We start from the raw sequence: 21,566 nt of genomic DNA, 5'->3' as shown, positions 1-21,566 counted from the left end.
ATATCCACCCTTGTATTCCTGTCAGCACGATGCGGAAATAATTTCCGCGTCGTGTCTGGCCTTTTTTCACCCCACCAAACCAATACGATTGAAGGATACGATGTCCAAGGAAGACATGATCGAATTCAGCGGCACGGTCACCGAGCTGCTTCCCAATGCGATGTTCCGCGTCAAGCTGGATAACGAACACATGATTCTGGCGCACACCAGCGGCAAGATGCGCAAAAATCGCATCCGCGTGCTGGCCGGTGACCGGGTGAATGTGGAAATGACCCCCTATGACCTGAGCAAGGGTCGCATCACGTTCCGCTTTAAATAAGACGGATCGCCCGATCATGACCCGGACACCCGGTTCCTCCGTCACGGGAACGGGCACGCAGCTTGTTCTTGCCTCTGCCTCCCCCCGGCGTCTTGATCTTCTGCGACAGGTCGGCGTACAGCCTGATCAGGTCATTGCCGCCGATATTGATGAACGTCCTGCGCCGGGGGAACTTCCCCGTGCCTATGCGCTGCGCATGGCCGACACAAAGGCCCGCGCCGTCGCAGCCACCCTTGATTTCCCCGCCCTGGTGATCGGGGCCGATACGGTGGTCGCCGTCGGTCGGCGCATCATGCCAAAGGCAGAGGATGAGCAGACAGCACGCGCCTGCCTGTCCCTCCTGTCGGGCCGGCGGCATACGGTGCTGACTGCCGTGACACTGTGCCCAAGCGCCACATGGGCGAAAGGCCGCACCAGCACCCGTATTGTCAGCAGCACGGTTGCGTTTTCCCGCCTGATCCCTGCGCAGGTCGATGCCCTGATCGCGGCGGGCGACTGGCGCGACAAGGCCGGGGGTTATGCCCTGCAGGGGCATGCGGCGGCATTCGTGCGCTTTCTGTCCGGCAGTTATTCAGGGGTGGTTGGCCTGCCCCTGTTCGAGGTCGCGCAAATGCTGCGTGGGCAGGATGGGAACTGGATTGCGTGAACATGCTGATTCGCGTGGCAAGCGGCCCGGGGGAATTGCGGGTTGCGCTGACGGATGGCGACCGGCTGCTGGATTATGCATTATGGCGTCCTGACCTGCCTGACGGGGTGGGCGATCTGTATCGCGGTCGTGTCAGCGCCCATGTCCCGGCACTTGGTGGCACCTTCGTTGACCTGACAGATGGCCAAGCCGGTTTCCTGCCTGATTCCGAAGGCAGCGGCCCCATGACGCAGGGCACCGCCATACTGGTGCGCGTCAGCCGCAGCGCACAGGGGGGCAAGGGCGTGCGCCTGAGCCTGCGTGGCATTCCCGACACCCGTGCCGAAGGACCACCTGCCCTGCTATCACGCGGGGCCGGGCCGGTGGAACGCATGGCCGCATGCTGGCCCGACGCGATCGTCGTGATTGACGATCCCGCCGTGGGCGCGCGCCTGCCCCAGGCTCTGCATGCCCGGATTGAACGCCAGCCGATGGCGTTCGACGCAGAGACGGAAATGATGGCCGAATCCCTGTCTGATCCGTTCGTCGCGTTGCCAGGCGGCATGTCTGCCACCATCACGCCCACGCCCGCGCTGGTTGCCATCGACATGGATGGCGGACATACCAGCATGGATCGCAGGCCAAAGCAGACCGCGCAGTTTGCCGCGAATCGTGCGGCCTTGCCCGAACTGTTGCACCAGTTACGGCTGCGCAACCTGTCGGGGGCCATCGTCGTGGATGCGGCCGGCCTTGCGGTACGCAAACGCCGCGCGCTGGCCGAACCGATTGAACAGGCGCTGGCGGCGGACCCACTGCGTCCGCGCTTTTTGGGGATCAGTGCATTGGGGCTGGCGGAAATCGTGCGTCCGCGCATCCATCCCCCCCTGCATGAACTGCTGGACAGTGTAACGGGACGGCTGTTGCGTTCGCTGCGGCAGAAGGTCCGGGATTACAGGGGAATGCAGGTGCCCCGGCCGGTCACATTACAGGCCGGATGTGATATCGTGCGCATGATGCGGACCTATCCGGCATGGGTGGAGGATTTCACACGCCTGACGGGATGTCCCCTGCGCGTTACCATCGCGCCCGACCTGCCGCCATCAGGATGGAGGTACGATAATGACTGATCCCGCCACGCCACCGCCCTGCCCCGTTTGTGGCAAGCCGATGGTTCAGGCCTATCGCCCGTTCTGTTCGCGTCGTTGCGCGGATATCGACCTTGGGCGCTGGTTCACAGGGCAATATCGCGTGCCCGCCGACAATGATTTCAACGATATGGACGAAAATCACACAAGACGGGTTGATCCCGATGAAGAGGTAGGGTAAAGCCTGCACATCGTCAGGGCGGTTCACCCCGCCCCGGCCTGCCGGACAACGGCTCCGGTGCCCAAGTAGCTCAGTTGGTAGAGCATGCGACTGAAAATCGCAGTGTCGGTGGTTCGATCCCGCCCTTGGGCACCATTTCATTTCCCAAAATATGAAACCTTCATTCCCTCGCCAAAAGCAGGGGGAGTTCACATCTCTCGCCATGACTGGCAGGGTATTGAGGATTTTTGTGAAGCTTTTCACACCCCATTCACAAGGCATCGTCTGGATGGGGCATCGCCGGGATGGAAAAAAACGATTCCTCCGACTTTCATCTTCGGATCTGGCACAGACAAAGACCGCACTTAATTTTGCCAATGGGGACTGTTCGAGAAGTTAGAGCCAGCACCCCACGTGAATCGTCGCAAACAATACGTACCTATGCCAGCCACCCAATTTTTTTGGTGAGGCCTGTTCCAGAAAATGTTGGAAAACATCGTATTTTCACGATGACGAAAGTCATGCGTTAAGAATTTTCCCATTCTGTATCAACGGGTTATTTTAAAATAGTCTCTAACAGACTGTCGGATTGGGATTTTTACGCAACAACATTGCTGAAATCCTGACAATTAAAGAATTTTCGACACATAAACAGAAATATCGTTTCATAAGTTATGAATAACGTCCACTTTAGCTCCCAATCCGACAGGCTGCTAAACTGAGGACTGATAGCCATATCCCGTCCCTTACGGCCCGACAGGGCCGGGGCAATATCATTGATACAGACCGCCGCCATATTTCGCCCCGCCACATTGGCAATGACGTGCGTTCATAGGACATATCATGTCTTTATTGGCTGAATGGTTGCCTCAAGAGGCAGGAGGAACAACCTCCTGCAATTCCCAAAGCATCTGGTAAAGCTATGAACGATATTCCCTGCCTGAAAACGACAGAATCTCATGTAATGATTTTATAAATACCTGAATAATACCTTATAATTTCAACATGTAATTGGTTTCACCTGTCCAGACAGTCTCCCTTGTCATTTTCATCCTAACGGAAATCGGCTCTATATTTCTGCACTGCCGCCTGAGCGCAGGCTTCGTCCTTTTCCCCACCGGGCGCACCAGATACCCCGATCCCGCCCAGAACGGTATTGTCCGACACCCGGCGCAGCGTTACCCCCCCCGGCACGAACAGCACTTCGGGAATGGTATTAAGCGCCCCGTTCGCCGGTCCCGTCACCTTTGCCGCGATCAGTTCGCTGGTGGTGTTCATATTGAACGCCAGCCCATAGGAATAGGCGGTATAAGCCTTGCGATAAGACACCGACAGGGATTGCAGCGGCACGCTGTCGCCCTTGATAACGGCCTGCTGATGGCCGGTCGTATCGACGACGGTGGCCGTCACGGAATATCCCTGCATCGCACATGACCGTACAGCTTCGAGCGCAAGTTGCGCCGCCAGAAACCAGTCGAGCTTCTGCATGGTGACGATATGTTCCCCCACATGGCCATTGGGGACATGCATATCAGGGGATTGCGCGGCAGCGGCCTGCGCCACCGCGCACATCATGGTGCCGCCCAGCGCCATTCCCCTTACGACCCGCGTGCATGACTGCATCATTCGGCCATCCATCCCTTGCTGAATATGGGGAACCATCATTGCGGGGCATCCCTACATCCCACAACAACAAAGGCCACGGCGCACATAATAGTGTGTGCGCCACGCGCCCTTACACAAATTTCGAGATCATGAAAACTTCTGACGAAGCGTTTCCAAGCCACATCGCCAAGGCATTGCCTCTTTGAGACTATTTAAAATAGTCAGGCGCGATAACATACTGAAATAATAAAGGTTTTTGGTGAAGCTTTTTCCAAAAGGCTTCGATAGACGCCGCCTTTTTGAAAAAAGGCGGCACCCAAAAACTTTTCTTGTTTTTTTATCAATGATTTGTTTTCAAACAGTCTCTTAATTCACAAGGCAACACCCCGCCCCTTGTGAAGGAACAATCAGAGACTGCGTGAAAACAACCCATTAATAAGAAATGGGAAATTTTCAGACGTTATCTTATTCCCTGAACAGGCGATGTCTTTCAAACATTTTCTGAAAGACGCCTTGCCAAGAACTTGTCTCACACCAGCAGGTTACTGGCCGTCACTTTTTAAGCAGCCTCGCATCCGGGAGTATATTCCCCCCGACGCGCAAGGGCTGCTGCACAATCAGCTCGCGCGGGCGCGCACCCATTCCTCCACCCCCTCGGGGGGCATGGGACGGGCAAACAGATAACCCTGCATCACGTCGCAATTCAGGTTCTTGAGCATGGTGCATTGCTGCGTGGTTTCCACCCCCTCGGTAACGACCGTCATGCCCAGGCGTGAACCGATGCCGATCACCGCTGTCGTCACCGCCTGTGCATTCGCATCATGATCAAGATTCATGATGAAACTACGGTCGATCTTGATCTCGCTCAACGGCAGGCGCGTCAGGCGTGACAGCGATGAATAGCCCGTGCCGAAATCATCCATCGACAAGCCGATGCCAAGGTTGCGGATCGCCGCAAGCACACTCATCGTTTCTTCATTTTCTTCCATCATGACGCTTTCGGTGATCTCCACCGTCAGGCGCTCCGCCGGGAGGCCATGGTCGCGCAGAAGGTTGGCAAGGTATTCCGGCAACAGGCGATCACGGAAATGCCCGGCAGACAGGTTAACCGCCATGGTGGGCACATGGATGCCCGCGCGATCCCACGTCGTCATCTGACGCACGGCCTTTTCCAGCGACCACTTGCCGATCGCCTCGATCTGTCCCGTTTCCTCCGCCACCGCGATGAAGCGGGAGGGATAGATGTTGCCCAGCGTGGGATGGTTCCAGCGCGACAGGGCCTCGACCCCGTAAATCATGCCCGTGCTGGATTCCACCTGCGGCTGGTAATGCAGCGTCAGCAGGCCGTCAGCAATAGATTCACGCAATGCCAGCCCCAGCACAAGGCGATCCTGCGCAGCCTTGTTATCCTCGCTGGAGGCGACACGGAACGTACCCGGCCCCTGCTTTTTCGCATTACGCATCGCCTGTTCGGCATAACTCAGCAGGGATTCGCCATCCGGCCCATGCTGCGGATACTGGCTGATGCCGATGCCCACGGTGCCAACGATCTGGTTGCCTGCGATTTCGATGGGTTCACGCAGGCAATCCATGATCTTGCGCGCAAAGTCCGAAACCGTGCTTTCCGTGACGTTAGGCACGATGATGATGAATTCGTTCGCCCCGGAACGGCTGAGGATATAATTGCTGCGTGACAGGCGTTTGAGACGCTCCGCCACGGCCTTGAGGAACCCATCGCCATGGACATGGCCCAACGCGTCATTGATGTCGCGGAAACGGTCGATGTCGATCATGTAAACCGCAAAGCGCGACTCATTGGGCAGGGTAATCATCGTCTTGAGCATCCGGTGGACGACCGAACGGTTCAGGAAACCGGTCACCGGATCATAATTCGACAGTTGGGAGATATGCTGCCGGGCCTCATGCTGTTCAATCACCAGCCCGCAGAAGGGCACGCACCCTTCCACGATTTTCTGCGGCCAGTTGCTCAGCTTGTGCTGGTTGCGCGAATACAGCGCAAAGATACCAAGCGTACGCCCCTTGCGGTTCTTGATCGCCAGCGCCCAGCAGGAATGCAGCCCCAGCGACGCCCCCAGTGCAAGATAGCTGTCCCATACGATGGTCGTGGCCTCCGCCGGGTCGGAATCCAGCGCATGCAGGTCGGCCTGCGTCAGGGTCAGCCGCTCCAGCGCCAGCGCGAAACGGCGCGGCAGGCCCGGACCCGAAAGGATCTGGAGATGGTTATCCTCGTCCAGAAGCATAAGGACCGCGACGGTATTGGGGACGAAACCTTCGACCTCCTGACAGATCATGTCCGCCACGTCCTGGATCATGGTGTCACCAGACAGGGCGTGAAAAACGCTGTTTTGCAGGTCAAGCAGCCGCTTGCGGTGCCCCTCCTCCGTCACGCCCTTCATGAAGGCCATATAATAGCGCTTCTTTTCCGGGCCGATCAGCGCGGTCGAAATCGACATTTCGCCAGAGATGTAATCCCCGGCCTTGCTTTCGAACGTGACCTCACGCGATGTGCCAACGATCTTGTTGATGCCGGTCCGGCGGTTGGCGTCAATATAGCTGTCATGCTGCTGGCGATAGATACTGGGGACAAGGCAACTTACGTTCTTGCCCAGGATCTCTTCCTTGGAATACCCCCACAGATGCTCGGCCGCTGTATTGAAAAAGACAACCATGTTCCTGTCGTCGATGATAACGACACCATCCGATGCCTGCTCCAGCAGGTCGAGGCCAATATGGGAATCCATCGGCAGCAGGGAAGACACGGTCTTTGTATTGATCTCATTCATGGGGTCATGGGTCCACAGTCATCAACAGATCAGGAAATAACGGCATGACGGACAACGAAGCCTGACATGACGCCACCACACCCGCTCGGGGTGGCCCATGCAATGGGAACAGGTTCGCTTGATACCGAAACGTTATTTCAGGGCAATCCGGCAAATACCGCCCCCTCCGCGTCGGGATGACGATATCCAATAAGTTAGCTTAATTTATTCTGTATACTGCTCTCATATATTTATGTACATGAAATACACACGTAAATACAAGGGCATAGGATACCTGTTTCGTGTTTCACGTTTTATTAATGAAACCGCCTGAGTGTTGCAAGGGTAAAGATACATATCCAATGCAATTAAATTGTCACCATTGATACACAAATCAAGGGCGCCATATTCCAGATTTTAAAATTTTCCCTTATATATCAATAAGATAAAAATATATCAGATAACCAGTACCACTGACTGGTTCTTGTGTTCACTTTCTAAAAAGATAATTTTAGTTTTTGTTTAAATTACGACTTCCATGCCGCGTTTTGCACATATTTTGCACAACATGGGATTTCCTGCTTTGCGTCCTGTAATCACCATGAAAAATATAAGAATAATATCCTATACATGACTCAATATTTCCACTTTACTTGAAGGCGATATAGGAATAAAATCCTATGCATAGCAGGGATGCAAAACTACCCAGAACAGGATGCCCTATCGTAATCGGGCAAGTTATTACAAATCCGTAACCTAACCGGCCACTTAGCCCCGCGCGGGCAGCATGCGCTGCAATACCCCGTCGCGGCAGATGATGGCATGATACAGGGCGGCCATCGCATGGCATGCCGCAACCATAATAAGGCCCCAGGCCAGCCAGTAATGGCATTGCCCGAAAATGCGCTGCACCCCCACGCCCATATCGGCAAAGGGGGAATTGATCGGCACGCCAAACGCCATGACGGGCCGCCCACGCGACCATCGCAGCATGTAGCCCACTGCGATTTCCGCCCCCAGCATGACATACAGCAACCAGTGCACCAGACGCGCAACCTGATCGGATAAATTCCGGACGGGAAAGCGTATGGCCCGCCCCCCCGTCACGGCCCAGACGATACGGGTCAGGAATGTGGCGGCCAGAAGTACCCCGACCGAAGTATGCGTCATGATCATGCCCACCCGCACCACGGTGCCACGTGGCAGGAAGCCCCACGTCTCCCCCAATGCGAACTGCACCAGCACCATCAACGCCGTCAGCCAGTGGAGCCAGCGTGTCTCCACACTATAACGGGTGGGCAACCGCCCTTCGGGCAATGGCACATGGGATACGGGCATGCGGACCTCAGTTCATGCCGGGCGTGGCGGAGCTGTCGACGCCACCGACATTCATGTTGCTGAAGGTTCCGCCATCGGGCGATCCCATTCCAGGCACACCTTCGCTCGATCCACCGGGGATGGTGCTCTGCGACTGGATGCCGCCGCCATCACCGGACCGGTCCGCCGGGGAAATGCCATCCCCCATGCCCATACCTGCCTCGGGCGCGTTATATTGTGACGTCGTATCACCGGGACCATAATTATCCAGGCGGCTGTCGCCATTATATCCGCCCCCATACTGATTGCCGCCATAGGTCGTGGCGCCGCCCCCGCTGGCCGGACGCGCCTGCGCCATATCTGCGGCACCTGTCATAGCCACCGCCACAAGCAGCCCCGTCGCCAGCAATCGCCAGTGTGGGGTCTTTCCATATCGGGCCATCTTCTTCATCCTCGCTCGTCGCTCCATCCCTGTCATCATGCCCATGCGTCCCATGATACGCATATGTGCCTGACCACGCGCCACACCTAACAGGACCAATCCGTCTGGTGCGAAGGATAGCGCCGTCAGGGGGTAATATCCAACAGTCCCCCCATGCTGGAATGGCACATACGCGCGTCCTGTCGCCGCCAGGCGGGGCGAAAGGAGCGCCCGCCCGATGCCCCATGTCCCCTGCGGTAAGGACAGCATCCCTTGTAATCCCACGATTTGCATGATCCCACCGGCACGCAACGCCACCCCATATGCCCATGCATATCTGCCTGCGCCCCGCATCAGACGCGACCGAGCCATACCGTGGCCGGACGGCTGCCGCCGGGACCGGTTGCGTCACGGGGGCAGGAAGCGCACAGTCGCGCCGCCGTCTTCATGGCAGGATATCGCACGCAAGCGGAGACAACCAATGACCACCCTGTCCACCCTTCCCCTGACACAGATGAAGGTCATATCCGACCTGCTCGCCGCGCCGGTGGGAACGGTCCTCCTCACCTCTGAAATATCCCGTGACGAGCCCAAGATCGTCATCCGCAGCCGCCTTGTCTCCGCCGAGGGGACAAAGCCGGGGCTGATCCTGATGACACCCGAAATGAAGGGATATTTCGCACCGGACGAATTCTGCACCGAATTCGTGCGCAGCGCGCTTGACGTAACCGAGGTGATGCCTGCCATCCTGACAAAGATACTGCCCGGTTTCCGCTATAAGCTGGATGCGGTGGTGCGCGGTGACGTATGGCACCTGCGTGATGAAAAAGGGCAGGATTTCGCGGGCCTCGCCATCGGGTCGGACGAGGAAGAAAGCAAGGTGTTCGGTTATGCCCGGATTACCGATGGCCGCATCGGCGACATCGTACCCGCCACACGCCTTGCCTATCTTGGGCAGCTTGATTTCGCCGCGGCCCCTGCCAAGGTCACTGTGTAAGGGGCGGTCACACCATAAAATCCCGGACGCCATGTCCGCAATGACCGTTTGAACACCCCCCTTACTTCTCCCGACTGATGCGCCTATGAAAACGGCCCTGTTCCCAACCCATTCGGGGGCGGAAACAGGGCCGTATCAGCCATATTCAATGAAAAAGATCAGGCAATGGCCTGCTTCCCCTCCAGCTTGCGCGATTCCGGGGTGCGCGGCAGGAAGAAACGCAGGAAGCGTGCAAGGTTCGGTGCCAGTTTCGGCCGCAGCAGGCGCGGGTCATAACCTGAAAAGCGGCGTTCATTTTCATTAAGGCACAGGTCGACAAAATCACGCAGCGGCATGTCGATGCTTGCCACATCCTTGGTGCCGTTTACGGTGAAGTTGTTGTCCTGTTCATGGACATTCCCCTCGGCATCCATCGTCTTGGCCATGCCGAGACGTTCGTAAACCAGAAACACCCATACCGCGAGGACGCGGGCTTCGAACCACGGGCGCTTCCACATCGGCATCGTCGCGCGGTGCCATGCCAGCCAGTTGGCAAACAGCAGGATATGGCGACATTCCTCCTGCATCACCGGTTCGAACGTATCAATCAGTTCCAGCGGGAAGAAGCCGGAGCGCTTTGCCACCTCGAACAGGCCAAAGGCAAAGAAACTGTCCACACATTCGGAAAAGCCGGTGACAAGGTAGGCCCATTCCACATCACGCGGTTCGTGATAGGTCGGCTCCGACGCCAGGGGGATGCCATAGGCTTCCACCATCTTGGAGAGGACCTCCTTGTGGCGGTTTTCCTCCCACGCATTGCGCGACAGGGCATCCTTCATGTCTGGATCATCAATCAGGCGCGCATAGGCGGCCATGCGCAGCCTGGCCTTGCCCTCGGTCTGGACCGCGATGTCCCAGATCGGCAGCGACGTCACGCGACGCAACGTTTCCGCATCCAGCTTGGGCCATTCGATGACAGAGGGTTTGTAGGGATTGAAGGTCTCGCGGAACATCTCCGCCACGGCACGCTTATGTTCCGCCGAACCGGGTTTCAGCGGTCCGGCAACCGGGCTGGACCAGTGACGGGCGGTGTAATCCGCCTTCGCCACGGCATCAGGGGTGGCCGTGCCGGGGTCCTGCGCCTCTGGCAGGTTGGTATAGATATCTGAAAGTGCGTTCATGTGTCGGCTCGCTGCTCGAAACGGTATCGCGGGAATTCACCGATCGGCTGGCATCAGAAACAACAGCCCGCCGCCATCACGGCATATGGCGCACGGCCATGCGACTGGGCAAGGACCTGTCTTTCGTTGCGCAAGGACGCTGAATTCCGGGCGGACCCTGTTATGCGCCCCACAGGCGGGGGCGGCGGCAGTATGGGGGCTGCCACCACCGCCGCCCTTGTCATGGATCAATGAATGTCGGAGATCTTCTCGATCACGCGCGTCACGAGGCCATATTCAATCGCCTCTGGCGCGGACATCCAGTAATTACGGTCGGTGTCCTTGCAGACCTTCTCGTACGACTGCCCGGTTTCGCGTGCGAACAGGCGGTTAAGGCGTTCGCGCATCTTGATGATCTCGCGCGCTTCGATGTCGATGTCCGTGGCGGGGCCACGCACGCCGCCCATCGGCTGGTGCAGCAGGAAACGCGTGTTGGGCAGGCAGTAACGCCGTTCCCTGTTGCCCGCCGCGTAAATCAGCGCACCGGCCGATGCTACCCATCCGGTGCCGATCATGTTGATCGGGGCCACCGAATCGACAAAGCGGATCATGTCATGGATGGTATCGCCACTTTCGACATGGCCACCGGGCGAATTGACATACACGTCGATCGGCTTGTCCGACGCCCCCGCCAGCGCCAGAAGGCGACCGGTGACATCGCGTGCGATCTTGTCATTGATCGGCCCGAACACCAGCACCTTGCGCTGGTCGAACAGGCGGCTTTCAAGTTCGCTGATGGGCGAGGAGAGCGTGCGGTTACGATCGGGTTCCTCGGTCTCCGGGCCTTGGGGTTCGGGGATATCGGGATCGCGCGGATCCTCGTCATCCATGCGGACGCGATCTTTCGGCTGCATGCCGTTCATTGGGCTCTCCCTCTTTTCCGGGGCTGGCATAGTCATCCCCCTATCCTGCGCTGCCTTGGCCGTGGTGCCAAGCCCTGTCCTGCGATCTGGCCCCGCGATCAGGCGAAGCGCCCCTCGCTATGACGGGCGGGACAGGGTAGTAGGAAACACGTGTGACATCTGTTTGACGGAGTGGATATGGGCAATCCTGCGCCCGCGCCAAGTTCCGATGCGGTCTTTTTCGTGCGTCGTGGCATCCGGCGCGGTGAACCCGGCACGGGTGCGCGTCTGGCATGCGCCATCGCGACACTGGCCCTGCTTGGTGGATGCGCGACGGGCCATCGCGATACGGTCGATACGCTGACGGACTGGTACCACAGCCACCAGGGCGGCGTCATCGGACAGCAGCGCCCGCCCCCGCCCGGCGCGCATGATCCCTATCCGCATGTCGGCCTCGGCCCGCGTGAAGCCCCGGTCCTGCCATCACAGGACCTGCGTGACGACATCACCACGAACCTGAGCGAACAGCGCGCCCTGATCCACCGCGAGGATGCGACGATGGGACCGATTCCCTCTGTCGCGGATGTGCCGCCGCCACCCACCACCACTGCGGCGGGAACGCAGTCGGCCTCCTTTGCCGCGGCGTCTTCCGCCCCGTCCCCCACTGCGGCGCGCCCGGCGCATCAGGCCGGGGGCGACGACACGATTGCAATGCCCGAGGTCAGCACCGCCCTGCCGGGGGAGGCGCAGATCCTGCCCACCACCCTGCCCGCCCTGGCGAAGGCCCCACCCGAACCCGTGACCATTGCCGGAATGGGGACAATCGGCACGAACGAGGGCGTCAGCCGCCGCCTGCCCGATTATCAGCTTGATGACGATCTGGGACGCCCCGTGCGTTTTGACCCGGGGTCAGACCAGATGCAGCATGGGCAGGATCGCACGCTGTCGGACCTTGCCAAGGCGCGCGGTGACGGGACCATCGTCATCAATGGCTATGGCGACGCCACCACCGCCAGCGCGCAGGGACAGGCGCAGGCCATGTCGCTTGCGATCCTGCGCAGCCGCACATTGGCGCGGGCGCTGGCGGCGCATGGCGTGCCGGAATCGGCCATCCGCCTGCATGCCAGTGCCTTCGGGACTGGTGCAAGAGTTGGCATCGTGCGCTAATGTATTGGTTGGTCCGCCATCCTGGCGGCCATGGCTTCAGATTCCCAACCCGGCGCGATCCCTGATCCCGCCTGCGTGCAGAGCAGTCCCATGACCGAAGAATTCCATCGCATCCGCCGCCTGCCTCCCTATGTTTTCGCCGAAGTGAACAAGGCCAAGGCCAGCGCGCGAGCCCGCGGGGAAGACATTATCGATCTGGGGATGGGCAATCCCGATACCCCCACACCGTCGCATATCGTTCAAAAACTGGTGGAAACCGTGGCGGACCCGCGTGCGCACCGCTATTCCGTCAGCCGTGGCATCCCCGGCCTGCGCCGTGCGCTGGCGGGGTATTATGAACGCCGTTTCAATGTCGGCCTTGACCCCGAAACCGAAGTAATCGCAACACTGGGGTCCAAGGAAGGGCTGGCGAACCTCGCATCCGCCATCACCAGTCCGGGCGATACGATCCTGGTGCCCAACCCGTCCTATCCGATCCACCAGTTCGGATTCATCATCGCGGGTGCCTCCGTCCGGTCCATTCCCGCCACCCCGGACGAAGAGATGCTGCGCGCGCTTGACCGCGCGGTGCATCATTCGGTGCCCAAACCGACCGCGCTGATCGTCAATTTTCCGTCAAATCCCACCGCATATGTCGCAGACCTCGATTTCTATCGTGAACTCGTCGCCTTTGCGCGCAAGCACGAGATCTGGATCATGTCCGACCTTGCATATGCGGAAATCTATTTCGGGGATCGCGTCCCCCCCTCCATCCTGGAGGTACCGGGGGCCAAGGACATCGCGGTGGAGTTCACCTCCCTGTCCAAGACCTATTCCATGGCGGGATGGCGCATGGGTTTTGCGGCGGGCAACCCGCGGCTGATTTCCGCGCTGACACGTATCAAGTCGTACCTCGATTACGGGGCGTTCACCCCGATCCAGGTGGCCGCTGTCGCCGCACTCAGCGGACCGCAGGACTGTGTCGCGGAAATCCGCAACATCTATCGCGAACGCCGCGACGTGCTGATCCGTGGGCTGCATGCGGCGGGATGGGATGTCCCCTCCCCCGAAGGGTCGATGTTCGCATGGGCGCCCATCCCTGAAAAATTCCGCGAACTCGGCAGTGTCGGCTTTTCCAAGCTGCTGCTTGGCGAAGCGGGCGTCGCGGTCGCGCCCGGCCTTGGCTTTGGCGAACATGGGGAGGGCTTTGTGCGCATCGGCCTGGTGGAAAATACCCAGCGCCTGCGGCAGGCGACACGTGCGATCCGCCATTTCATGACAGAACATAACGCCGCCCCCACACCGCAGCGTGACCCCGCGGTCACGGATTCCGTTTCCTGAACGCCCTCACCCCCCTTACGGAAAAAACATGACTGCTGTTTCTTCATCTGTTGAGCCCACTCCCCTGCGCATCGGTATCGCGGGGCTGGGCACGGTTGGCGCCGGTGTCGTCAAGATGCTGCGTGACAATGCCGCGCTGATTACCGCGCGTGCCGGGCACCGCCTGATCGTCACGGCGGTCAGCGCACGTGATCGCACGCGTGATCGCGGCGTGGACCTGTCGGATGTCGCATGGTGCGAAAACGCCGCCGACCTTGCCGCCCATCCCGATGTTGATGTCGTGGTCGAACTTGTCGGTGGCGCGGAGGGTATCGCGCGCAAGATCGTCACGGGCGCGCTGGAAAATGGTCGGCCGGTCGTCACCGCGAACAAGGCGCTGATGGCAATCCATGGTGCCGAACTTGCGACACTGGCGCAAAAGGCGGACGTGCCGCTGATGTTCGAGGCGGCGGTCGCAGGCGGCATCCCCGCCATCAAGACCGTGCGCGAGGCGCTGGCCGGGGATCGCATCCTCAAGGTCGGGGGCATCCTTAACGGCACATGCAACTATATCCTGACCGCCATGCGCGAGACGGGACGCGACTTTGCCGACATCCTCGCCGATGCACAGAAGCTCGGCTATGCCGAGGCAGATCCCTCCACCGATGTCGATGGGGTGGACGCGGCGCACAAGCTTGCGATCCTTGCGGGGCTGTCGTTTGGCCGCCCGGTTGTCTTTGCCTCGGTCTATATCGAGGGTATCCGCCGCATTGGCGCGCTGGACCTGCATTTCGCGCGCGAACTGGGTTATCGCATCAAGCTGCTGGGCATTGCGCGGCAGCATGAAAACGGGATCGAGGCACGGGTCCATCCGTGCCTTGTGCCCAACACGACCCCCATCGCGCAGGTCGATGGCGTGTTCAACGCCGTGGTGGCCGAAGGCGCATTCGTCGGCCGCCTGATGCTGGAGGGACGTGGCGCGGGCGAAGGGCCGACTGCCACCGCCGTCACCGCCGACCTGATCGACATCGCCCGTGGCAACGCCATTCCCGTCTGGGGACGCAGCACCGATGGCCTGACGCAGGCTGTCGCCCTGCCGCGCGCACAGTTTTCGGGCCGGTATTACCTGCGCCTCAATGTTGTGGACCGTCCGGGCGTCCTGGCGGACATCACGGCTGTCCTGCGTGATGATGGCGTGTCGCTGCACACGATGCTGCAACATGCCCATGCGCGTGAAACGTTGCCCGATGACAGCCACAGCGTGCCCCTGGTGCTGATTACCCACCATACCAGCGAGGCCGCGATGCTGCATGCGCTGCGGCACATTGCGCAGCTCAAGTCGGTTCTTGACGAACCGGCCATGATCCGGATCGAGGGGGACTGACCCCTTTTGCACCGCCGCCCGTCCCGCCACCAAGGATTGTTCCATGACCGACGCCCCCGCCCCACGCAGCCCCACCGCAAGAGATAGCGCACCGGGGCGCACCATGACGGGAATGCGGGCATGAACATGGGGGGACTGGCGGACGGGCTGCTGGCGACGGCGGCGGACAGCACGGACGATGCCCTGGTCCTGGGGGTAAGTTCCAGCCTGACGGGACGCCGGTGGCTATGGCGTGATCCCTCGGCCACGCGTGACGCGGGGCGGACGGCGCGCATGGGCATGGCGATCATGCAACAGGCCGGGGTGTCCGAAATCGTCGGGCGCATGCTGGCGATGCGTGGCATCGCGCCTGAGGTGGTACAGGATTTCCTGACCCCTACATTACGTGCGCTGATGCCGGACCCCGCTGGCATGATCGACATGGACAAGGCCGCGCAACGTCTGGCGCAGGCCGTCACGGCATCGGAAACCGTCGGGGTCTTTGGTGATTACGATGTGGACGGCGCCTGTTCGGCGGCACTGCTGACGCATTTCCTGCGCCAGATGGGCTGCCGTGTCATCACGCACGTCCCCGACCGCATGAACGAAGGATACGGCCCCAACACCCCCGCGATCGAAGCGATGATCGACGATGGCGCGGGCGTGATCGTGTGCGTGGACTGCGGCACGGCGGCGTCGGATATCCTGTCCCCCCTGTCGGCACGGGCGGATATCATCGTGCTGGACCACCACAAGGTGCAGGGGGACCTGCCGCGCATCACCGCGACCGTCAACCCGAACCGGCTGGACTGCCCCTCACGCCTGCATGGGGCGTGCGCGGCGGCCGTAGCGTTCATGGCGGTGGTGGCCACTGCTGGCGTGCTGCGGCGGGAGGGCTGGTTTGAAACGCGACCCATGCCACAACTGATGGATTACCTTGATCTGGTGGCATTGGCCAGCGTGTGTGACGTCATGCCGCTGACGGGGTTGAACCGGGCCTTTGTCACGCAGGGCATGAAAATCATGGCACGCCGGCAGCGAACCGGCCTGAACGCGCTGCTTGACGTATCCGGCGTCACGGATGACCGGCTGTCATCCAGCACATGCGGCTTCGCCCTTGGCCCACGCATCAATGCGGGGGGACGGATCGCGGAATCCGGGCTGGGGCTGGAACTGCTGCTGTGCGAGGACGCGCTTGAGGCGCGGCGCCTGGCGGAACGCCTTGATGCCGTCAACCGCCGCCGTCAGACGGTGGAGGGCGATATCCTCGACATCGCCATGGACATGGCCGCCCGCCAGCGCGAGGAAGGACACCCTGTCCTGCTGCTATGCGGTCGGGACTGGCACCCCGGCGTGGTCGGGATCGTGGCGGGGCGGGTCAAGGAAAAGTTCAATCGCCCCGTCCTGGTCGGTGCGATGCTGGAGGATGGGACGGTCAAGGGGTCGGCACGATCCGTGCCGGGGATCGACCTTGGCACAGCCATCATCGCGGCACGGCAGGCAGGACACCTGACATCGGGGGGAGGACATGCGATGGCGGCAGGCTTTGGCCTGAATGCCGGGGACATCCCCGCGCTGCATACGTTCCTTGATGAACGCCTGTCACATGCCGCGGCACTGCCGGATGCGGTGGACCTGTGTATCGAAGGCGTCGTGGGCGTAGCCGCCGCAACGGTTGAGCTTGCAACCGATATCGGGCGGCTGGCCCCATTCGGGGCGGGTAACGACGAACCGCTGCTGGCGCTGCCGCGGGTGCGCATCCTGCGCGCCGACCGCATCGGGCGGGAGGGCAACACGCTGCGACTGCTGATCGAAGGGGAAGGCGGTGGCCCCCGTCTGAAGGCGTTGCTGTTCCGGGCGGGTGACAATCCCATGACGCCCGTGCTGGAGGATCGGAATGCGCCGCCCGTACATCTGGCTGGATGGTTACAGGCCCAGACATGGAACGGCCGTACAACCGCCAGTTTTTTCATCCGCGACGCAGCTTTTGCGAATTAATTTTCATATTCTGATTTCAGGGGGTTGACCGCACCCCCGTGTCAGGATATCTACCCGCTCACGCCTTTAGTCCCGTTCGTCTAGAGGCCTAGGACACCGCCCTTTCACGGCGGCAACACGGGTTCGAATCCCGTACGGGACGCCAATTATTCTAGTGGCTTAGAAGTTTGCTCACGGAATAATTAACTGCTTTTGGCCCTCTATCGGGTCCATCGCAAATAAAGACGATAAGCAGTATATTACCAGTTAGGCCATGACAAAGCTTATGCTGGGCCTAGGCGAAGCTTATCATCAGAGGCCTAGTCATTTTCACCCAAATCGACCTAGTGACAAGCCATCTGCTTCCGGCGGCAGTCAGGTATCGCGGCGAGGGTCAATATCAGGTGCGCAAGCGCATCACCCACAGAGAGAATCCAGCAGACCTTCTCTGCGACCAGCCTCGCCCGATACTGACTGGACACGAGATTTGTCCAACTGAAGCTTGCCCAGTTTCAAGACATCCATCCGCTGAAACGCCAGAGCGTCCATGACGGTGGTCGCATGCTCCGTGCGTGCGGAAATGCAGACGCGGGACAATGATCGCAAAGTTCACATCCCCGCCCTTCTTATGACGGGATCATACGGCATACGCTGGTCGATCTGACCATGACGGTCACCCGGAGGTTTTGGGGACCGGCAGGCCGAGCAATATGGCGGCGCCACTGTGATCAAACCATTCAACCTGCTTGAACAGCCCCGGCTCTACCGGAGAGTAAAACTCCCGGAGAATGAGCCCTATGGTAAACAAGAAGATATCGCCTTAATTTACCAGAGTTCCGTGAACGCGCTGTGCGCCTTCTGAAAGCGCATCAACCGGATTTCCAACATGCATGCCACTTTTGACGACAGGCCTTGCCCCTTCCCTTCCTGCCAAAGCCTTGTGGGGTAAATTGGTGTCCCAGACCCCAAACGATGAACCTGCCAGCGCCGCCCTGCTGGACAATATCCGGGCCAAACTCCCAAGCCCAAAAGAGGGGGCACACATCTCGTTCAAGATTAAGTCCCTTGCCAAGCAACGGAGATCAGAAAAACATGGCTAATGAGCCGTCACTCATGGACGAAAAATGGGTCCGCATCATGGGCGAATACGGTTGTGAAGGCGTTTGGCATCGCGACGGATGCGCGACATGTGCGGACGAACTCCCCATCAGCGAGGGACTGCGCGTGCAGCTTCTCTCTTGGGCGAAGCGCTATGATGACTATGATTTTCCACCTGAAAAAGACAGCCCACCGTTCGACATGGCAGCCTTCGCCCAAGACGGGCTGGAAATTGCCCGCGCGATCAAGGCGGAATTGCCAGACTGGACCGTCATTTATTTTGATGAGTCCAAAGCTGATTATAAAAACCGTCTTCAACCGCGAGAGCAATATGAGTACGAGGTATGATTGAGCATCATGTCCGTTCCTGATTACCTGCCTCTCATGCTCCCCGTCCTGCACCTCGCCACCACAGATATTCGCCGTGTGCCGGAAATCGCCGAAGTAATTGCGCACGAGCTTGCATTATCAGTAAAAGATCAGGCTGCATTGCTTCGCAGTGGCACGCAAAAATTACTGACCGACGGCATTCACCGAACCAGAACATATCTGATGAAGGCGAGTCTGCTCTTTTAGAGCCTGTTTGAAAAGTCAGGATCGATAACACTCTGAAATTATAAAGGTTTTTAGTGAAGCTTTTTCTAAAAAGCTTCAGAAGACGCCGCCTTTTTGAAAAAAGGCAGCACCCAAAAACTTTTCTTGTTTTTATCAGGGCCCGTTGGGAATTATCGTGAATTGATGATAGCGGCTGTGAGATAGATCATGGCAGCAAAGGATTTATCTGTCTTTTCGCTTCGCATTGCGATGCGCTTGAACTCCTTGAGCTTGCAGAAGAAGTTCTCGATGAGATGGCGCGCCTTGAACAGGGCGGCATCGAACGTGCGCCTGTCGAGGCGGTTCTTGCGCTGGGGAATGACTACACAGGCGCCTTGCGCGTGTAGGGCGTCCACGATCCAGTGGACATCAAACGCCCTGTCGGCAAGAAGCGCCTTGAAATCCGCCGGTTCCAGAAGGGGCGCAACCCCGACCGTGTCGTAATGCTGGCCGGGGATCAGCGTAAAGCGGACCAGATTGCCCAGGGCGTCGGTCATGGCGATGATCCTGGTCGACCATCCCGTCACACTGCGTCCTATCGCCTGGCTTCGGGTCCCCCTTTTGCGCCCTGGCCGTGGCGATGAACCCGAACCACCGTGCCGTCAATCATCGCATATTCCATGTCGGCATCGTCAGAGACGGCCTCAAAAATTTTCTGGAAAACTCCGGCTTTCGTCCAGTCGCTGTAGCGCGAGTAAACCGAGTTCCAATGCCCGAAATATGTCGGAAGGTCCCGCCATGGACTGCCCGTCCGCGCAATCCATAAGACCGCCTCGATAAAGAGGCGGTTATCCTTCCCGCTGCGCCCGCGATCCGTCTTCTTGCCAAGGCACAGCGGTTCCATCTTCGCCCATTGGGCATCCGTCAGTATCAAGCGATCCATAGGATCTTTGAAACACATCTGGGTCCTTTAGAAAACTTAATTCCAAACAGGCCCCAATGACTTGTTTTCAAACAATCTCTTACCCCGCGCGTGGGCAATTCAGGCTGTAGCGCAGTATAAACCAACAAAATCCGGCGAAATGAACATATTGGGATTATCCTCCCGATCGAATGCCCGCAGGAGCTCGCCTTACCTCTACAGGCTGCTAAAATTACTTTTCCACCATGTCATCAATATAAAAACCATGGCACCACATCCCATCCATAAGCCTGCAAGCAAAGCACACACAGCGGCACGCCTATCGTGACATATGCAACTGAAAAGTGCTGCAGTGATAAAGCCCAGGCCGAAAAATGCAATCAGGATTTCCCACCAACCTATTATTTTTCTGTGTTTGTAAAAAGCGACCAGAGCAGATATCTGCACCAATAAATAACTTATCATGATGCATATGGCCCCCACAGTGCCAAAAAATGCATAAACATCCATGCCACCAGAAGGGGATTTCATTATGCCTGGCATGACAGCAACAAGGATATATTGTTGAAATAAAATAGAAAAAGTAATGCCAACCGGCGAAAATATATAATACAGAATACCTTTCCCATGCAATATCGACGCATCATTAACATATCCAGTCACGATATGGCGTAAGAGATTACTGCATGCAGTGATGGCGGCAACTGTTCCAGCAAAGGCAGAGCCAAGTGCTGCGAACTCAAATACAACCGTACTCCATCCCCCTATATAATGACGTGCCAAATCAGCAAGCGCATTGGATGACATGGCCAAAGCCGACAGACCACCAAGATGCCTTTCAAAACCATATTGAATAACAGCCATGACACCAACGAACATGATGCCGGATATGATGACACTTGCAGTCAGGGCCTGATGCATCAGACGGGGTGAATGTCCATTTTCTGATGACAGGGTCATACAGGATTCAAATCCCGCCCATGAGAGAAAAGCAATGACGACACCTGAAAGAACTGAAGACATTCTTATGGGTTCATACATTACAACAGCCTGTGGAAGGCCTGTATCAGGCTGCATTAAAACAACCGTACACAGATAGATAATCAGGATGATACCTGCACCTTCAATAGCCAGCAAAACATGCATGATGCTTGCGGTCTGGGCGCAAAGTATTATTGCAATTACAGACAAAACAATTACAAAAAACAGGAAAAAATAAGTATTACGCATATCAGGATACAGTGTATGGACGATATCGGACAGAAAAGTGTCTGTTACATTAGGATTGGCCCATGAAAAACTGATATATGCCCCCAGAAGCGCAAGGGATGCGAACCGCCCTACCCGTTTCCCCAATATCCGCTCGACCGTAACGTCCGCCATCCCGATATGACCGTCCAGTGATGCAAGACGGCCGAAGCTATAGGCGATGGATGAAATGCCGATCCAGCCTACTCCATATATCTTCCATAAAGCGGTATGAGTCAGCCCCACCAGAGCCTGCCCATTGGCACACAGGACCACTGTAGGGCTTATGAAAGCCAGAGAAAGAGCCAGAAGCTCGATCAAACCCAGCTTACGATTTATGTATTCGGGTTCTGATGGAACAGACATTTACGTTTCATCCTGCAAGAAAAAACAAAAACATCGCCATACGGGCATATAACATAAGAAAAATAACCTATTCCGTGCTTTTTAAAATTATCGTTTTTACAACGTAATATTATTGTTGATCTATTTTAAATATGGACCTGTGAAAGGTATTTTCACTTTCATTTTAACATGCATTAATG

At 58.1% G+C, this 21,566-nt stretch carries 19 protein-coding genes and 2 tRNA genes; 13 read left to right on the top strand and 8 right to left on the bottom strand.

The annotated features are described in order from the left end of the window. Window positions 1–100: 100 nt before the first annotated feature. From infA to IFJ82_RS04270, 5 genes are all read left to right on the top strand, one after another. Complete coding sequence (infA, locus tag IFJ82_RS04290) at window positions 101–319, top strand: translation initiation factor IF-1 (protein WP_003622234.1); 219 nt, start codon at window positions 101–103, stop codon at window positions 317–319. Between the two features lie 16 nt (window positions 320–335). Then, the gene (locus IFJ82_RS04285) at window positions 336–965 is read left to right on the top strand and encodes a Maf family protein (RefSeq protein ID WP_062809388.1); all 630 of its coding nucleotides are present in this window, start codon (window positions 336–338) and stop codon (window positions 963–965) included. Window positions 966–967: 2 nt separating this feature from the next. Continuing rightward, a complete protein-coding gene (locus IFJ82_RS04280) occupies window positions 968–2,071 on the top strand; it encodes a ribonuclease E/G (RefSeq protein ID WP_192266326.1) in 1,104 nt (367 codons plus the stop codon). Next, on the top strand, window positions 2,064–2,270 hold the full coding sequence (locus tag IFJ82_RS04275; RefSeq protein ID WP_003622226.1) for a DNA gyrase inhibitor YacG: 207 nt from the start codon (window positions 2,064–2,066) through the stop codon (window positions 2,268–2,270). Before IFJ82_RS04280 ends, IFJ82_RS04275 begins: the two co-directional genes overlap by 8 nt. Before the next feature lie 59 nt (window positions 2,271–2,329). Further along, a tRNA-Phe gene (locus IFJ82_RS04270) sits at window positions 2,330–2,405 on the top strand. Window positions 2,406–3,302: 897 nt separating this feature from the next. Here the strand turns inward: IFJ82_RS04270 and IFJ82_RS04265 are convergent. The 4 genes from IFJ82_RS04265 to IFJ82_RS04250 form a co-directional block, all read right to left on the bottom strand. Then, entirely contained in the window at window positions 3,303–3,779 is a 477-nt protein-coding gene (locus IFJ82_RS04265) for a GlcG/HbpS family heme-binding protein (RefSeq protein ID WP_225578827.1), read from the bottom strand. Window positions 3,780–4,471: 692 nt separating this feature from the next. Further along, on the bottom strand, window positions 4,472–6,658 hold the full coding sequence (locus IFJ82_RS04260) for an EAL domain-containing protein (RefSeq protein WP_003622220.1): 2,187 nt from the start codon (window positions 6,656–6,658) through the stop codon (window positions 4,472–4,474). Between the two features lie 747 nt (window positions 6,659–7,405). Further along, window positions 7,406–7,975 carry a cytochrome b gene (locus tag IFJ82_RS04255; RefSeq protein ID WP_062809390.1) on the bottom strand — a complete coding sequence of 190 codons (570 nt, stop codon included), beginning with the start codon at window positions 7,973–7,975 and terminating at the stop codon, window positions 7,406–7,408. 7 nt (window positions 7,976–7,982) lie between these two features. Next, a complete protein-coding gene (locus tag IFJ82_RS04250; RefSeq protein WP_192265724.1) occupies window positions 7,983–8,660 on the bottom strand; it encodes a hypothetical protein in 678 nt (225 codons plus the stop codon). 196 nt (window positions 8,661–8,856) lie between these two features. On the opposite strand from IFJ82_RS04250, the gene IFJ82_RS04245 reads away from it, so the two are divergent. Beyond that, a complete protein-coding gene (locus IFJ82_RS04245; protein ID WP_003622215.1) occupies window positions 8,857–9,372 on the top strand; it encodes a hypothetical protein in 516 nt (171 codons plus the stop codon). Between the two features lie 158 nt (window positions 9,373–9,530). Here IFJ82_RS04245 and IFJ82_RS04240 read toward each other — a convergent pair whose 3' ends face one another. Next, complete coding sequence (locus IFJ82_RS04240) at window positions 9,531–10,532, bottom strand: hypothetical protein (protein WP_003622213.1); 1,002 nt, start codon at window positions 10,530–10,532, stop codon at window positions 9,531–9,533. Window positions 10,533–10,759: 227 nt separating this feature from the next. Further along, window positions 10,760–11,434 carry an ATP-dependent Clp protease proteolytic subunit gene (locus IFJ82_RS04235; protein ID WP_003622211.1) on the bottom strand — a complete coding sequence of 225 codons (675 nt, stop codon included), beginning with the start codon at window positions 11,432–11,434 and terminating at the stop codon, window positions 10,760–10,762. A 177-nt stretch (window positions 11,435–11,611) separates the two neighbouring features. Between IFJ82_RS04235 and IFJ82_RS04230 the strand changes: the two genes are divergently transcribed. The 7 genes from IFJ82_RS04230 (at window position 11,612) to IFJ82_RS04200 (ending at window position 18,893) form a co-directional block, all read left to right on the top strand. Beyond that, window positions 11,612–12,580 carry an OmpA family protein gene (locus IFJ82_RS04230; RefSeq protein ID WP_003622209.1) on the top strand — a complete coding sequence of 323 codons (969 nt, stop codon included), beginning with the start codon at window positions 11,612–11,614 and terminating at the stop codon, window positions 12,578–12,580. A 90-nt stretch (window positions 12,581–12,670) separates the two neighbouring features. Then, entirely contained in the window at window positions 12,671–13,900 is a 1,230-nt protein-coding gene (locus tag IFJ82_RS04225; protein ID WP_062809393.1) for an LL-diaminopimelate aminotransferase, read from the top strand. A 28-nt stretch (window positions 13,901–13,928) separates the two neighbouring features. Beyond that, window positions 13,929–15,263: a homoserine dehydrogenase gene (locus tag IFJ82_RS04220; protein WP_192265722.1), complete on the top strand. Its 1,335-nt coding sequence runs from the start codon at window positions 13,929–13,931 to the stop codon at window positions 15,261–15,263. A 126-nt stretch (window positions 15,264–15,389) separates the two neighbouring features. Beyond that, entirely contained in the window at window positions 15,390–17,240 is a 1,851-nt protein-coding gene (gene recJ, locus IFJ82_RS04215) for a single-stranded-DNA-specific exonuclease RecJ (RefSeq protein WP_192266322.1), read from the top strand. 69 nt (window positions 17,241–17,309) lie between these two features. Next, window positions 17,310–17,385: transfer RNA gene (locus IFJ82_RS04210), tRNA-Glu, on the top strand. Window positions 17,386–18,311: 926 nt separating this feature from the next. Next, window positions 18,312–18,665, top strand: a complete 354-nt coding sequence (locus tag IFJ82_RS04205) for a hypothetical protein (RefSeq protein WP_225578773.1) — start codon at window positions 18,312–18,314, stop codon at window positions 18,663–18,665. 9 nt (window positions 18,666–18,674) lie between these two features. Beyond that, a complete protein-coding gene (locus tag IFJ82_RS04200) occupies window positions 18,675–18,893 on the top strand; it encodes a winged helix-turn-helix domain-containing protein (RefSeq protein WP_192265721.1) in 219 nt (72 codons plus the stop codon). A 149-nt stretch (window positions 18,894–19,042) separates the two neighbouring features. On the opposite strand, the gene IFJ82_RS04195 is transcribed toward IFJ82_RS04200, so the two are convergent. Further along, window positions 19,043–19,794, bottom strand: a protein-coding gene (locus IFJ82_RS04195) for an IS5 family transposase (RefSeq protein ID WP_192265719.1) whose coding sequence is annotated in 2 segments (ribosomal slippage) — window positions 19,043–19,464 and window positions 19,464–19,794 — 753 coding nt in all. Because the reading frame shifts where the segments join, the coding sequence is not laid out codon by codon here. Window positions 19,795–19,989: 195 nt separating this feature from the next. Next, window positions 19,990–21,387, bottom strand: coding sequence for an APC family permease (locus IFJ82_RS04190; RefSeq protein ID WP_192265717.1), 1,398 nt, complete (start codon window positions 21,385–21,387; stop codon window positions 19,990–19,992). Window positions 21,388–21,566: the final 179 nt, after the last annotated feature.

The sequence above is a fragment of the Novacetimonas hansenii genome (assembly GCF_014843995.1).
Classification (GTDB): Bacteria; Pseudomonadota; Alphaproteobacteria; order Acetobacterales; family Acetobacteraceae; genus Novacetimonas; species Novacetimonas hansenii.
The sequence above is the reverse complement of the archived record's forward strand: the minus strand, read 5'-3'. Positions and strand labels throughout refer to the sequence as shown.